Consider the following 13,767-nt stretch of genomic DNA (forward strand, 5'->3'; position numbering starts at 1 on the left):
GAACGGACTCTACTCGCAGATATGATCACTTGGACAGAATCCAATAATTAAAATATAGAACCTTAAAGGCTTACTATGACTCAGATGCTTGATTTAGAAAAAACGAATACTGCAACTCGTATTGAAGAAGATTTGCTAGGTGAACGTCACGTTCCTTCAGAGGCTTACTACGGTATTCACACTCTTCGCGCTATGGAAAACTTCAACATTTCAAATGTAACTATTTCTGATGTTCCTGAGTTTGTTCGTGGCATGATCTACACTAAAAAAGCAGCCGCTTTAGCTAACAAAGAATTAGGTGCTATCCCTTCACAAGTTGGTGAGTACATCATCAAAGCATGTGATTTAATTCTTGAAACTGGCAAGTGTATGGATCAATTCCCATCAGATGTTTACCAAGGCGGTGCTGGTACTTCAGTTAACATGAATGCTAACGAAGTTATTGCTAACGTTGCTCTTGAACTAATGGGTAAAGAGAAAGGCGAATACGACATCATTAACCCTAATGATCACGTTAACCGTTCTCAATCAACTAACTGTGCATACCCTACAGGTTTCCGTATTGCTGTATACAACAGCATGATGAAACTGATCGAAGCGATTGAATACCTAAAAGGTGCATTCGATCTTAAAGATCAAGAATTCCGTAACATTCTGAAGATGGGTCGTACTCAACTTCAAGATGCTGTTCCAATGACAGTTGGTCAAGAGTTCCACGCTTGGGGTGTTTTACTTCAGGAAGAAGTGAAAAACCTTAACTACACAGCGCAACTTCTTTTAGAAGTAAACATCGGCGCTACGGCAATCGGTACTGGCTTAAACGCAGCGACTGGTTACCAAGAAGCGGCAGTTCGTCATCTAGCAGAAGTAACAGGTCTACCATGTGTTGCTGCTGAAGACTTAATCGAAGCAACATCTGACTGTGGTGCTTACGTAATGATCCACGGTGCGCTAAAACGTACTGCGGTTAAAATGTCTAAAATTTGTAATGACTTACGTCTTCTTTCTTCTGGTCCTCGTGCTGGTCTAAATGAATTGAACCTTCCAGAGCTTCAAGCTGGTTCTTCAATCATGCCTGCAAAAGTTAACCCAGTAATCCCAGAAGTAGTTAACCAAGTATGTTTCAAAGTAATTGGTAACGATATTACAGTGACTTTCGCTGCTGAAGCGGGCCAACTGCAATTAAACGTAATGGAACCAGTAATTGGCCAAGCACTGTTCGAATCTATCGACATCTTGAAAAATGCCTGTGTGAACCTACGTGACAAATGTATCGATGGCATCACTGTGAACAAAGAAGTATGTGAAGCTCACGTATTTAACTCTATCGGTATCGTTACTTATCTAAACCCATTCATTGGCCACCACGAAGGTGACATTGTTGGTAAGATTTGTGCTGAAACAGGTAAAAACGTTCGTGATGTAGTTCTTGAACGTGGTCTTCTAACAGAAGAACAATTAGATGACATCTTCTCTGTAGAGAACTTGATGCATCCTGAATACAAAGCAAAACGTTACGATTAATCCGTAACACCTAAAATAGCGAGCTCACTGAAGCTCGCTTTTTTTATCGTCCTAATTTTTAATCAAAAAAAACTAAGTAATCATTCATACTTTTATTGGTTTGCTGTATATAGCTGTTCAATAAAAATCTGAATAATTATTTTAAATTTTAACACTGGAGTTATATATGGTTGCTGTACAGCTTCTCGTCGTACTACTGTTCATCTATTTAGGTGCACGTATTGGCGGTATCGGTATCGGTTTTGCGGGTGGTGCGGGCGTACTTGTTCTTACCATGATCTTAGGACTAGACGCAGGTTCTATCCCTATCGACGTTATTTTAATCATCATGTCTGTTATCACTGCGATTGCTGCTATGCAAGTGGCTGGTGGTATGGATTGGTTGGTTGACCTAGCAGAAAAATTCTTACGTAAAAATCCAAAACGCATTACTTTCTACGCACCAATCGTGACTTATTTCATGACGATGCTAGCAGGTACAGGCCACACTGCATTCTCAACACTTCCTGTTATTGCAGAAGTTGCTAAAGAACAAGGTGTTCGTCCTTCTCGCCCACTTTCTATCGCTGTTGTTGCTTCTCAAATTGCAATCACTGCGTCTCCAATCTCGGCGGCGGTTGTTTTCTTCTCTGGTATCCTTGAGCCTCTAGGTGTGGATTATCTAACGCTATTAGCTGTATGTATTCCATCAACGTTCCTAGCGTGTATGGTTGGTGCATTCGTTGCTAACTTCCTAGGCTGTGAGCTGAAAGATGATGCTGTTTATCAAGAACGTCTTGCAAAAGGCCTAATTAAGATGAATGGCGAAGGTAAGCGTGAAATTTTACCAACAGCAAAAGCATCTGTTTATATCTTCTGTGTTGCTATCGTTGCGGTTGTTGCTTATGCAACGATGATCAGTGGCAGTGTTGGTCTGATTGAACACCCAACCATTGGTCGTAACGAAGCTATCATGGCATTAATGCTAACCGCCGCTGCTGCTATTGTGACGTTCACTAAAATTGATGCGTCTAAAATTGCTAATGCTGCGACATTCAAATCAGGTATGAGTGCTTGTGTGTGTGTTCTTGGTGTTGCATGGCTTGGTGATACGTTTGTCTCTTCTCACATTGGTGAAATCAAAGAGTTCTCAGCTGAGATCCTTGCGCAATACCCGTGGATGCTAGCGATTGTTTTATTCTTTGCTTCAATGCTTCTTTACTCTCAAGGTGCAACAACAACGGCTCTAATGCCTGCAGCCCTTGCGATTGGTGTTGCTCCAATTACAGCAGTTGCGTCATTTGCTGCGGTAAGTGCACTGTTCGTTCTTCCAACTTACCCAACGCTACTTGCTGCGGTTGAAATGGATGACACAGGTTCAACACGTATTGGTAATCTTGTATTTAACCACCCATTCTTCATTCCGGGTGTTGCTACGATTACGACTTCAGTTGCACTAGGTTTTGTATTCGGTGGTATTATTCTTTAATAGGTGAATTGCAATAATATCCCTCAAAATGGCAGCTAATTTAGCTGCCATTTTTTTATTTCTAGCTTATGACGTAATCGGCACGACCAATATATCAATAGGAGAGTGATGAATTAGCGGTCGAGAATAAGAAATGATTTTACTTAAGAAATCATGATGATGTCCGCAAATCAATAAATCGATTTCATTCGCTTTTACTGCTTTATCAACTTTATGGCTAAGATCTCCCGTTCCCACCCAAAAGCTCTCAATTGGAAACTGAGTATACTGCTGAAAATCATTAAGCCACTTATTTGAAGGTTCATTTAATGGTTTACGCTCAGGCTCTGCTTCTATATCAATGAGCTCAGGATAAATCTCACCATGAGTACCATCAATATGAATAAAAGACACTTTGGAACCTAATAGCTCCGCCATAGAAACGGCTCTATCAATCAACACATGACTCTCTTCTGAAAGATCCAGCGCCACAAGAATATGTTTGTATTTCATCACTATACCCTCTGGTTATTCACCCTAATAATTAATCATCGTAACAAGCATAGTTTCTGTTCAATAAAAAGTGTGTCGTAGGGATCTCGAAACCGTGACAAATAAAAAATAATTACACTAAGTACCGAAGAGAAAGGAGCAGATCATTAATGCAATTGATACTATACTTGTCGAACTCTTGACCATTTCGATAGTCATACCCGTATCTATTTTAATAAAGACTTTCACATGACGAACTTACTCCGTTTTCGAGCTGCCCTTTTATCATTTTTTATTCTATTTACCTCCTTTGCCCCTCAAGCTGTCGCGTCTTTTGATCTGACTAAATTACAGGGTAAGCAAACCTCTTCTTTTGTGACCGTAAATGAAGCCTTCCCGTTTAATTTCATGCAGCAAGGAGATAGAGTCTATTTAGATTGGCAAGTGATGCCTGATTATTACCTATACCAACAACGTATTTCGGTAACGGCTAATGGTGCAAAGATTGCTGATTTAGTTATGGAAGAAGGCACGCCTTATAACGATGAATTTTTTGGTGATGTAAACATCTACACTGAACCACTTACGATCACGGTTCCTCTTATTTCGGTTAGTGATAATGCCGAGTTAACTGTTCGATACCAAGGTTGTGCTAAAGCCGGATTCTGTTATCCACCAGAGATCCGCAAAATTCCACTATCTGCATTAACAGGGCTAAGTTCATATCAAGATGAAACGGCAAATACGCATGTTGTGGCCAAAAATGATAACGCGCCAGTTGGCGTAGAAAAGAAAACATCATCAAATTCAGAGCAAAAAGAAGTATCTCAAACTCAACAGCAAGAGCTGGCTGACAACTTAGGTGATGCTTGGTGGACTCCATTTTTATTCTTAGCGCTTGGCATTGGTCTTGCGTTTACGCCTTGTGTATTGCCTATGTACCCTATCTTAACGGGCATTGTTTTAGGTGGCGGTAAACTATCTCATAGCAAAGCCTTCAAGCTCTCTTTTGTTTACGTTCAAGGCATGGCGTTAACCTATACTTTACTTGGGTTAGTGGTTGCTTCGGCAGGTCTTCAATTCCAGGCGGCACTACAACACCCTTATGTTCTCATTGGCTTAAGCGTAATGTTTGTTCTGCTTGCCCTATCAATGTTTGGTGCCTACACCATTCAACTGCCAAGCAGCTTACAAACAAAATTAAATGACATCAGTAACCAGCAAAAAGGCGGGAACTTAGGTGGCGTATTTGCCATGGGTGCAATTTCAGGTTTAGTGTGTTCGCCATGTACGACCGCTCCTCTTTCGGGTGCATTACTTTATGTTGCCAAAAGTGGTGATTTACTAACGGGTGCTGTCGCTCTGTACGCTTTGGCTATTGGTATGGGGATCCCACTAATTCTAGCCGCTGTATTTGGTAATAAACTGCTACCAAAAGCCGGTGTATGGATGACGCATGTAAAAACACTGTTTGGTTTTATTTTACTTGCCGTTCCTGTGTTCTTATTAGAGCGAATCCTTCCACATAACGTAACTCCATTTGTTTGGTCTGCGTTAGGTGTTGCAGCATTTGGTTGGCTTTATCATGTTAAAGCAACCATGCCCCAATCTTGGAAAACGAGTGTCGCTGGGATCATCGCGATCTTAGGTATTGTTGGCTCAGCAATCCCTGTAATTGATGCTATTTCAGGTAAAACACATACTGAAGTAAACACCACTACTCAAACTGTCATGTTTAAAAAAATCGCTAATTTAGAAGATTTGAATCGAGAACTTGAGGCAGCAAAAGCCCAAGGAAAACCAGTCATGCTCGACTTTTATGCTGACTGGTGTGTCGCGTGTAAAGAATTTGAAAAATACACCTTCCATAATGAAAAGGTAGAGCCGCTCTTAGGTCAATTTATCTTGTTGCAAGCCGATGTAACCAAAAACAGCCCAGAAGATATTGCCCTATTACAACAACTCAAAGTTCTTGGGTTACCAACCATCGATTTTTGGAATTCAAATGGCGATTATTTATCGAATGCTCGATTAACAGGATTTATGAAAGCAGAGCCATTTATGAACCATTTAAGTACAAACGTGACCAATGTTGAAGAATAATGTTTCTTTATTGAGCAAAATCATTGGTGATACACAGAAACTTATTTTATAATGCGAATTAATGATTTTTGATTCTACGACTTACGTTTTTATTGAGGTATACAAATGAGATTAATCCCGCTAAATCGCGCAGAACAAGTTGGCGCATGGTCAGCACAACACATTGTTAACCGTATTAATGCATTCAACCCAACAGCAGATCGTCCATTTGTTCTTGGCTTACCAACTGGCGGTACTCCACTAAACACGTATAAGAAACTTATCGAGCTTCATAAAGCTGGCGAAGTAAGCTTTAAGCACGTAGTAACATTCAACATGGATGAGTACATTGGCTTAGATGCTGATCACCCAGAATCTTACCGTACTTTCATGCACGAGAACTTCTTCAACCACATCGATATTCAAGCAGAAAACATCAACCTATTAGATGGTAATGCAGCAGATAACGAAGCTGAATGTCAACGTTACGAAGACAAGATCAAGTCTTACGGTCGCATCAACCTATTTATGGGTGGCGTGGGCAACGACGGTCACATCGCATTCAACGAACCAGCATCATCTTTATCTTCTCGTACTCGCATCAAAACGTTAACTGAAGATACGCGTATTGCTAACTCTCGCTTCTTCGGTGGCGACATGGATCTTGTTCCTAAGTACTCACTAACTATCGGTGTTGGTACTCTGCTTGATTCTGAAGAGATCATGATCCTAATCACAGGCCACAACAAAGGTCTTGCACTGCAAGCTGCGGTTGAAGGTTCTGTAAACCACATGTGGACTGTATCTGCACTTCAACTTCACCCTAAATCAGTAATCGTTTGTGATGAGCCATCAACACAAGAACTGAAAGTGAAAACAGTGAAATACTTCCAACAGCTTGAAGCTAAAAATATGGAAGGCTTTTAATTTATAGTGAACATTCACTTTAAATTAAGCTAAAAAAACCACCGATTAAAAACGGTGGTTTTTTTATGCATGAAACTTACTTGAACTTAAGCCTTTAATCTCTTAGGCAACTTAATCGATATCAACGCAGCCAATAACAAAAATCCAAACGACACCCATAAGCACGCAGCAAAGCCTGCAACTTGGAATACCCAGCCAGATAAAATGGTACCCACTAAACGTCCCATCGCATTGGCCATATAGTAGAAACCAACATCCATAGATACCCCATCACCTTTGGCATAACTCACAATTAAATAAGAGTGAAGTGAAGAGTTAACAGCAAAAATACCACCGAAAATCAACAAGCCAATCACGATGACATATTCAGGTTGCCACCCCATCTGAACACTATAAGCAATAATCCCTGTCACCAAGGCTAATAAACTCACCCACCACATTGCAGCTCGGCCGTCAGGTACTTTCCCTTCCGCTTTACCGGTAATTTTAGGAGCAAAGCCTTGTACAAAACCATACGCAATTACCCATAACGCTAAAAAGCCACCGACCAATGAATGATCCCAATTAAACACACTGCCAAGGTAAATGGGTAAAGCGACAACAAACCATACATCTCGAGCCCCAAACAGAAATAGGCGAGCGGCCGAAAGCGTATTAATTTGTTCTGATTTTGAAAACAATTGTGTAAATTTAGGCTTTGATTTTGCTTTTCCCATGTCACCATCAAGTAAAAGTACACTACCAATAAAGACCACAAACAGTACACTCGCCATCGCGATAACCGCAAATTGGAAGCCAATCGTCGTTAGCAGTAAACCACCTAAAAAGAAGCCCGCTCCTTTAAGGGCATTTTTAGATCCTGTTAATATGGCAACCCACTTATAAAGCGCTCCTTCTTGATCGCTTGGAACAAGGGTTTTTATCGCACTTTTGGCACTCATTTTATTCAGATCTTTAGCGATACCCGAGAATGCTTGAGCGGCCATCACCCAAGGTATGGTGAGCCAACTGCTTGGCAGGGCAAGCATCAATAACGCCCCAACCTGCATCAATAGACCAACGTTCATGGTTTTATTTAATCCAAGCCTTGCACCAAGCCAACCTCCAACTAAATTAGTCACCACACCAAAAAATTCATAAAACAAAAAGAGCGAAGCAATAGCTAATGTGCTGTATCCCAGATCATGAAAATAAAGCACCACTAACATGCGTAATGCACCATCAGTAATGGTGAAGTTCCAGTAGTTGAACGTCACTATCATATACTGGCGTACACTGTGGCTTAATTGTGAAAACATAAAAATCATCCGTTCAAATAAAAAAGCCCCAGAAGATAATCACTTTCTGAGGCCTTATCTAAAATTGATTATTTGCTAGCAATGGCATCAATGTATTCAATTTGCACAGGTTTTGTGAATGCGCCCGGACGTAGTGCTTGTACTTGTTGCTTAATCACGTCTAGATCCCAACCTAAATCCAATAACAAATGCCCAGCCAGCAAACCAGTTCGGCCAGACCCACCCATACAATGCATTGCTACCTTGCCATTATTTTCCAATACTTGTTGCAGCTCAGGAGTCGCTGATTTCCATTGTGCAGCAAACTCATCACCCGGGGCGCAATCATCTTCAATTGGTAAATAAAACCATTTCATGCCTAGGCGTTGTACTTCTTCACCAAGAGATCCTACGCCTTTTTCTGTTAATTCATCTTGGCTTAATGCTGTTGCTACTGCTTCAACACCTTGCGCTTTTAATTGCTCTAATGAGGCGATTAAATCGACCCCTTTTGTTCCCGGACACGGTGTCAAAATTAATGCGCCATGAGTGCCTGTAACCGGTAATTCCCAAATAGGATGTGTCATTTAAAATTCCTTAGACCAATGTCATTACTATTAAGCTAGACCAACGTTACGAACTAACTCAGCAGTACGCGTTGCGTAGCCCATTTCGTTATCATACCAAGCGTAAATCTTCACCATGCGCTTGCCCACAAGCATAGTAGATAGTGCATCTACAATCGTTGAGCGTTGGTCGCCTTTGTAATCAATCGATACGAGTGGGCGCTCCTCGTAACCTAAAATACCTTTTAGATCGCCCTGTGCCGCATCCTTTAATAACTGATTTACTTCTTCAGCCGTGGTATCTCTTTTTACTTCAAAGATAATGTCAGTCAGTGAGGCATTCGCTAAAGGAACGCGTACCGCATGACCATCAATTTTATTTTTAAGCTCAGGGAAGATTTCTACAATCGCTTTAGCAGAGCCCGTTGTTGTTGGGATCAAGCTCATGCCACACGCACGAGCACGGCGAAGATCTTTATGAGGAGCATCTAAAATGGTTTGTGTGTTGGTCAAATCATGAATAGTGGTAAATGCTGCATTTTCGATACCTAACTCCTTATTGATAACTTTAACAATTGGAGCAAGGCAGTTGGTAGTACAAGATGCCGCAGTCACAATTTGGTGAACCGCTGGATCAAAAATATCATCATTCACACCAACCACAATATTCGCAACACCTTCTTCTTTAACTGGAGCAGACACAACTACACGCTTAACACCTTGTGCTAAGTATTTATCTAAAAATGAACGTGAACGATGCACGCCAGTTGCTTCAATAACAACATCACAACCAGACCAATCAACCGCATCGATCTCTTTTTCTTGCGTTGTTTTAAGCTTTTGGCCACCAATGATCATAGTGCTGCCATCGGTAGTCACTTCATGGTTCCAACGCCCTTGAATTGAATCAAATTCAAGTAAATGTGCCAGTGTATGGGTATCACCCGCCACATCATTAATTTGTACAAACTCTAGTTCAGGCCAATCAAATGCCGCTCTTAATGCCAAACGTCCAATGCGGCCAAAACCGTTAATTCCTACTTTAATTGTCATCGTCTTAATCCTTAATTTAGCAACATGCTTTCATTGCGTTTAATTTATCAGTGTCTTTTTGATACTCGCTCTGTAAGCAATTCGATTGCTTCAAACCCTCTATAATTTTATTTAGCCAACCCGGTAAATTTGAACTAACTTGGTAATACACCCACTGACCTTCACGGGTATCAACCAACACACCAGATTGGCGTAACTGAGCTAAATGACGTGAAATCTTAGGCTGACTTTCATCTAGCGCTTCCGTTAATTGGTTTACGCACAAGCGACCTTCACGAGCAATAAGCAATAAACAACGCATTCGCGTTTCATCTGACAACATTTTAAAAAATTGATGAGGTAACATACTCAGCCCTTAAATGTGTATATATGTATTTCCATATATACTAAACAGAGAAACGCAAAAATCAAGATTAAAAGACAAAGTGTCATAAAAGATTCATACTAGAAAAAAGTATTGGCAAGGAAAGCTATCACATGAAAAACAGCATAGACTTAAATTTATATCGTTTTCTTGATTCACTCTATGAACAAAAATCGTTAGCTAAAGTTTGTCATACATTAGATATCAGCAGAGCAACCTTTAATCGCTACTTATCTGAATGCCGCGAACTCTTTGGTAATGAATTATTCATTGCAAATAAAGGGCTTTATGCGCCAACGCTTTTCACCACACAGCTGATAAATATTATTAAAGCCCCCTTAGAACAACTTGAACAAGCACAACAAACCGCTAAATCATTTAATAATAAAGACGCCAATATCGAGTATATTTTTCACTTAGCAAATCCACTAAGTAGCATGTTAACCGTGCCACTTTTACAAGGATTAACCCAAGATGATTGGCATCCTAAAATATCTATTGTGGACTGGTCTTTAGAGGGAATAGAGTTTCCTAAATCAGGCGCATTATCTATCGGAATCTCAGGTTACCCGAATCAACTAAACGAACGCATTATTGAGCGAAAACTCGGGGAGTTAGATTTATTTGTGTATGTATCTAAGCAGCACCCGTTAGCTTGTTCATCCCAAATTAGTCTCTCTGATTTAGCCCAATTTGATACTGTAAGGGTTTCGATGGGAAACCTCGATGACAATACTTACTATGAACGACTACGTAAACAAACAGGAATAAACCTTGCTCAAAAACTCACGGTTTCTTCTGTCGCTTCTGCTATAGAGTGCGTAGAAATAAGCCAATACGCTTTTGTTTGCTTTGATATTTTAAAAAACAAACTTCCAATAAACGTATGTAAGCTACCTTTAACTCTCAATAATAAAGCGATGACGTTTAGTGTTGGAATTCAATATCATCGTGCTTACTATCAACATCCTATTATTAAAAATATTGAAAAGCTTCTGATTCAAAACCTAGAAAGTCATTAGATATAAAAAAGCCTCTGCCCATTAGTAATAACAAGCAGAGGCTATGGTTAAATTGTAACAATCACTTATTTAATTAACTCAATATCACCTGGTTTCCAAGAGTGATCATACCAAGCCTCTTGCGGTCCGTATAAACGTAAAATAGTAAACCACCCTTTACCCGGAACGGTTTCAACCCAGTTAGCTTCTTTGCCTTTTGGTGCTTTAGGTCCAAAATAAAGATCAACAGAACCATCTTTATTTTCAATTAACTTATCACGTTGATTATTTTTACTTGGTAACGCTTGACCTGTTTGTAGTTCAGAGCGTGTTTGCGGATCATAAGCCACCACTGACCAAAAGTTTTTTGCTGGTACATTCGCAGGAATATTCAACTTATAATTTTTACCACCATCAAGGTAATCTCCACCTTTCGATTTATCTACAATGGCATATTGGGAACCTTTATCTATAAGTTTCAGAGCCATTGCTGGCGTATTTACTGTCGCCATGTAGAAGAAATAGGTACGCGCATCCAGATTGCGCCCTCCCTCACCTTTATCGACTAACCACTGATAATCCTTTCCAATAAATGCGGTTTTCCATAAACGATCGGAGTAGATATAAGCCCCTTTATCGCGAGGTTGGAATATCAAAGCTCTTGCCGTTGCATTACCGATTGCTACGCCGTCTTTTAAGATCTTTTGCATACGTGCATCAGGTGCAAAGGGCTTTCCTTTTTGCAGACCAATACTCGACATTAAACCGCGCATTTCAGGGTCAATAAATGAAATAGGCTCTTTATCTAACACAACTTTTAACTCATCAAAAAAGTGCTCATTATTTGCATGAATGGTATTAAACTCTTTTTCACTTCCTGAGATAAATTCCATTTTAGGAGGCTGATTCTTCTGCGCTAACGGGTAAATTTTTAGCTCATTTTTATATGCATTTACTGCCGCATCTGTTTTACCGTCTTTTAAAAACCCACGAGCAATAAACCAGTTAACATAACTTGTTGATTGGGAAACAAAGTACCCTTCAGGAACTTCCCCCTCATAACCAGGAGGAAGAATTAAATATTTTCCACCTTTACCTTTATCAGGCCCAACAATACCTAAGTCAGTAACAAATCTGAAAAAAGCGTCATTAACCGTTGTTGGCCCCATGCCCGCAGGAACTTCAATAACCGTAGGGCCATCGCGCTCAAGATCTAAAAATGCAGACGCATAAACTGTGTCTGTATTTCCGGTTAAAAACAGAGGGTTCGAATCCATTAATTGATCAAACACCACCACTTGGTTTGATTTACTCACTCCAATACTTTCATGCCCCATTCTTAATGCTTCTAATGACGCCATTGGGATTGCATTTAAAAAGACCTCTGTTGAACGAATGGTATCTAGATGATCATAAAGCTTTTGAGTGGTTTCTATTGTTGGTGCACCATCAGTAAAATTCAGCTCTCCAATACTCGTACTTACGGCATCCGGAGTCATGATGCTTGTTGGTATATCTGTATTGTACTTATCAGTCGCAAACGCTTGTGCCGTAAAAGCCAGTGCAGTTAGTGCTACCAATGTTTTCAATCTTGATTTGATCATCTTTTCACCTTCGTGGTTAGTTTTGATGGTTTAACTATAGAACTATCCATTATTTATTTCTGATATTCACTAAGCTCAAATTTAAGCTTTGTTATTTACTTTGTGTTTTTATCTCTTTTATATTCCCATTCCAACTTGGAAATAAAGTGCAGTATCTTCTTCACTAAACGCTAAATCGATCCCTGTTTTCATACTATAACGACGAGCAATTAAATAACGAAAACCTACGCCATAAGCGTATTGTTCATCCTCTTTAAGTAATGAATTATGATGTGATGATGCATACCCTAAACCTGCAAACAGATTACTTGACCAACGCGTTGTCCATTGATAGTTAACTTGTCCTTCAAGCGATAACGTCTGCTCACCTTGGTATCTATTTCTTGCGATACCACGCAATTGAATATCAGGATACGCTGGTGGAGGAAGAAGGCTTTCGTCGGTATACAGTGATTTATAATACCCTCTCATCGCTAGAGACCATTGCGGTGTCAGTGTCCAATAATGGTGGCCTTTAATGTTTAACGTATCAAAATCATAATCGCTTCCAATACCATCTCTAAACCAGAGATATTCGACGGTATAGTTCATCCCTTTCGTTGGATTCAAAAAATTATTCTTTGTATCGTACTCCATTAACAAACCAACCCCTGATCCTGTCGGAGTCGTATTTCCTAATCGATTTAAAATTTCATCTGCATTCGGGTGACTATTGATACTCAACTCCGGTTGGAAGTACTTTTGTACAATACCCAAAAAAAGCGGTGAATCATCAATACGAAACTGAAGCTGTTGCATACCACCACCGCCACGCATACCAAATTCTACACCGCTATTTCCAACAATGGGCTCTAGCGCTCCTGCATTATTCTTTTGGCGATAAAACGTCATGTTCATATCACCATAAGCCAAACCACCCATGTAACGAATGCTATCTTTATTCCAGGTTCGTCTATGCCCTACAAACCCCATCCATGTGCCATTTTCTGTTGCCAAACCGCCAGCAACAGTAATCGCTGGAGTTAATAATTGGGCGCCTCCATCCAAAGAGGTTGCCGCCAATTGTTTACGCTTTTCTCTTTGCTTCTCTGATTCATGCAAAAAAACACCAGCAAAGCCGAAACCATAACCTAAAGCTGGCTCAGTAATTAAAATAGGCATGGGAAGAAAACCATAAGCATTTTCTGCGAGGTACTCCCCCATATCGAGGCTTCCATCAATGGGATCAGTAAATTCAATCGCAGAAGAAGCGAGAGGGATACTCAATAAAGTTAAAAGTGATAATCGAGATATAAAAAACGGCATCTAAAACATCCATATTTAAGAGGCGAAGAGTATGGTTCAGGTACTCATTTCTATTGAGATAAGTATTGGCAATAAACAGATTAAAAACAAATAAATGGGTTAAAAACAAACGATTTCATTAAGAA

General features: G+C 40.0%; 12 protein-coding genes. 5 read left to right on the top strand and 7 right to left on the bottom strand.

What is annotated here, in order from left to right; genetic code table 11:
• Positions 1-75: 75 nt before the first annotated feature.
• Positions 76-1,524, top strand: a complete 1,449-nt coding sequence (gene aspA / locus PVK63_RS18355; protein ID WP_130048542.1) for an aspartate ammonia-lyase — start codon at positions 76-78, stop codon at positions 1,522-1,524.
• Positions 1,525-1,690: 166 nt separating this feature from the next.
• The gene (locus PVK63_RS18360) at positions 1,691-2,992 is read left to right on the top strand and encodes an anaerobic C4-dicarboxylate transporter (protein ID WP_130088020.1); all 1,302 of its coding nucleotides are present in this window, start codon (positions 1,691-1,693) and stop codon (positions 2,990-2,992) included.
• Positions 2,993-3,058: 66 nt separating this feature from the next.
• On the opposite strand, the gene PVK63_RS18365 is transcribed toward PVK63_RS18360, so the two are convergent.
• Complete coding sequence (locus PVK63_RS18365) at positions 3,059-3,484, bottom strand: universal stress protein (protein WP_130048540.1); 426 nt, start codon at positions 3,482-3,484, stop codon at positions 3,059-3,061.
• Positions 3,485-3,712: 228 nt separating this feature from the next.
• Between PVK63_RS18365 and PVK63_RS18370 the strand changes: the two genes are divergently transcribed.
• Complete coding sequence (locus PVK63_RS18370) at positions 3,713-5,566, top strand: protein-disulfide reductase DsbD (protein ID WP_130088021.1); 1,854 nt, start codon at positions 3,713-3,715, stop codon at positions 5,564-5,566.
• A gap of 105 nt (positions 5,567-5,671) precedes the next feature.
• On the top strand, positions 5,672-6,472 hold the full coding sequence (nagB, locus tag PVK63_RS18375) for a glucosamine-6-phosphate deaminase (RefSeq protein WP_054775317.1): 801 nt from the start codon (positions 5,672-5,674) through the stop codon (positions 6,470-6,472).
• A gap of 86 nt (positions 6,473-6,558) precedes the next feature.
• Here the strand turns inward: nagB and arsJ are convergent, their stop codons facing one another.
• From arsJ to PVK63_RS18395, 4 genes are all read right to left on the bottom strand, one after another.
• A complete protein-coding gene (gene arsJ / locus PVK63_RS18380) occupies positions 6,559-7,770 on the bottom strand; it encodes an organoarsenical effux MFS transporter ArsJ (RefSeq protein ID WP_130088022.1) in 1,212 nt (403 codons plus the stop codon).
• A 68-nt stretch (positions 7,771-7,838) separates the two neighbouring features.
• Entirely contained in the window at positions 7,839-8,336 is a 498-nt protein-coding gene (locus PVK63_RS18385) for a phosphatase domain-containing putative toxin (protein ID WP_130088023.1), read from the bottom strand.
• A 30-nt stretch (positions 8,337-8,366) separates the two neighbouring features.
• Positions 8,367-9,368 (bottom strand): ArsJ-associated glyceraldehyde-3-phosphate dehydrogenase, encoded by a 1,002-nt coding sequence (locus PVK63_RS18390; protein WP_130088024.1) that lies wholly within the window; start codon positions 9,366-9,368, stop codon positions 8,367-8,369.
• 16 nt (positions 9,369-9,384) lie between these two features.
• Positions 9,385-9,714: a metalloregulator ArsR/SmtB family transcription factor gene (locus tag PVK63_RS18395; protein WP_130088025.1), complete on the bottom strand. Its 330-nt coding sequence runs from the start codon at positions 9,712-9,714 to the stop codon at positions 9,385-9,387.
• Positions 9,715-9,845: 131 nt separating this feature from the next.
• On the opposite strand from PVK63_RS18395, the gene PVK63_RS18400 reads away from it, so the two are divergent.
• The gene (locus PVK63_RS18400; protein ID WP_130088026.1) at positions 9,846-10,754 is read left to right on the top strand and encodes a substrate-binding domain-containing protein; all 909 of its coding nucleotides are present in this window, start codon (positions 9,846-9,848) and stop codon (positions 10,752-10,754) included.
• 65 nt (positions 10,755-10,819) lie between these two features.
• Here PVK63_RS18400 and PVK63_RS18405 read toward each other — a convergent pair whose 3' ends face one another.
• Together PVK63_RS18405 and PVK63_RS18410 are read right to left on the bottom strand one after the other, a co-directional pair.
• A complete protein-coding gene (locus tag PVK63_RS18405) occupies positions 10,820-12,337 on the bottom strand; it encodes a DUF1254 domain-containing protein (protein WP_130088027.1) in 1,518 nt (505 codons plus the stop codon).
• Between the two features lie 117 nt (positions 12,338-12,454).
• Positions 12,455-13,642 (bottom strand): BamA/TamA family outer membrane protein, encoded by a 1,188-nt coding sequence (locus PVK63_RS18410; protein ID WP_130088028.1) that lies wholly within the window; start codon positions 13,640-13,642, stop codon positions 12,455-12,457.
• Positions 13,643-13,767: the final 125 nt, after the last annotated feature.

The sequence above is a fragment of the Aliivibrio sp. S2TY2 genome, assembly GCF_028765525.1.
GTDB classification, from domain to species: domain Bacteria; phylum Pseudomonadota; class Gammaproteobacteria; order Enterobacterales; family Vibrionaceae; genus Aliivibrio; species Aliivibrio finisterrensis_A.

Bases quoted from the DNA above. Each gene is read 5' to 3' on its own strand.
- aspA (WP_130048542.1), top strand. From the start codon at position 76: ATGACTCAGATGCTTGATTTAGAAAAAACGAATACTGCAACTCGTATT.
- PVK63_RS18360 (WP_130088020.1), top strand. From the start codon at position 1,691: ATGGTTGCTGTACAGCTTCTCGTCGTACTACTGTTCATCTATTTAGGT.
- PVK63_RS18365 (WP_130048540.1), bottom strand. From the start codon at position 3,484: ATGAAATACAAACATATTCTTGTGGCGCTGGATCTTTCAGAAGAGAGT.
- PVK63_RS18370 (WP_130088021.1), top strand. From the start codon at position 3,713: ATGACGAACTTACTCCGTTTTCGAGCTGCCCTTTTATCATTTTTTATT.
- nagB (WP_054775317.1), top strand. From the start codon at position 5,672: ATGAGATTAATCCCGCTAAATCGCGCAGAACAAGTTGGCGCATGGTCA.
- arsJ (WP_130088022.1), bottom strand. From the start codon at position 7,770: ATGTTTTCACAATTAAGCCACAGTGTACGCCAGTATATGATAGTGACG.
- PVK63_RS18385 (WP_130088023.1), bottom strand. From the start codon at position 8,336: ATGACACATCCTATTTGGGAATTACCGGTTACAGGCACTCATGGCGCA.
- PVK63_RS18390 (WP_130088024.1), bottom strand. From the start codon at position 9,368: ATGACAATTAAAGTAGGAATTAACGGTTTTGGCCGCATTGGACGTTTG.
- PVK63_RS18395 (WP_130088025.1), bottom strand. From the start codon at position 9,714: ATGTTACCTCATCAATTTTTTAAAATGTTGTCAGATGAAACGCGAATG.
- PVK63_RS18400 (WP_130088026.1), top strand. From the start codon at position 9,846: ATGAAAAACAGCATAGACTTAAATTTATATCGTTTTCTTGATTCACTC.
- PVK63_RS18405 (WP_130088027.1), bottom strand. From the start codon at position 12,337: ATGATCAAATCAAGATTGAAAACATTGGTAGCACTAACTGCACTGGCT.
- PVK63_RS18410 (WP_130088028.1), bottom strand. From the start codon at position 13,642: ATGCCGTTTTTTATATCTCGATTATCACTTTTAACTTTATTGAGTATC.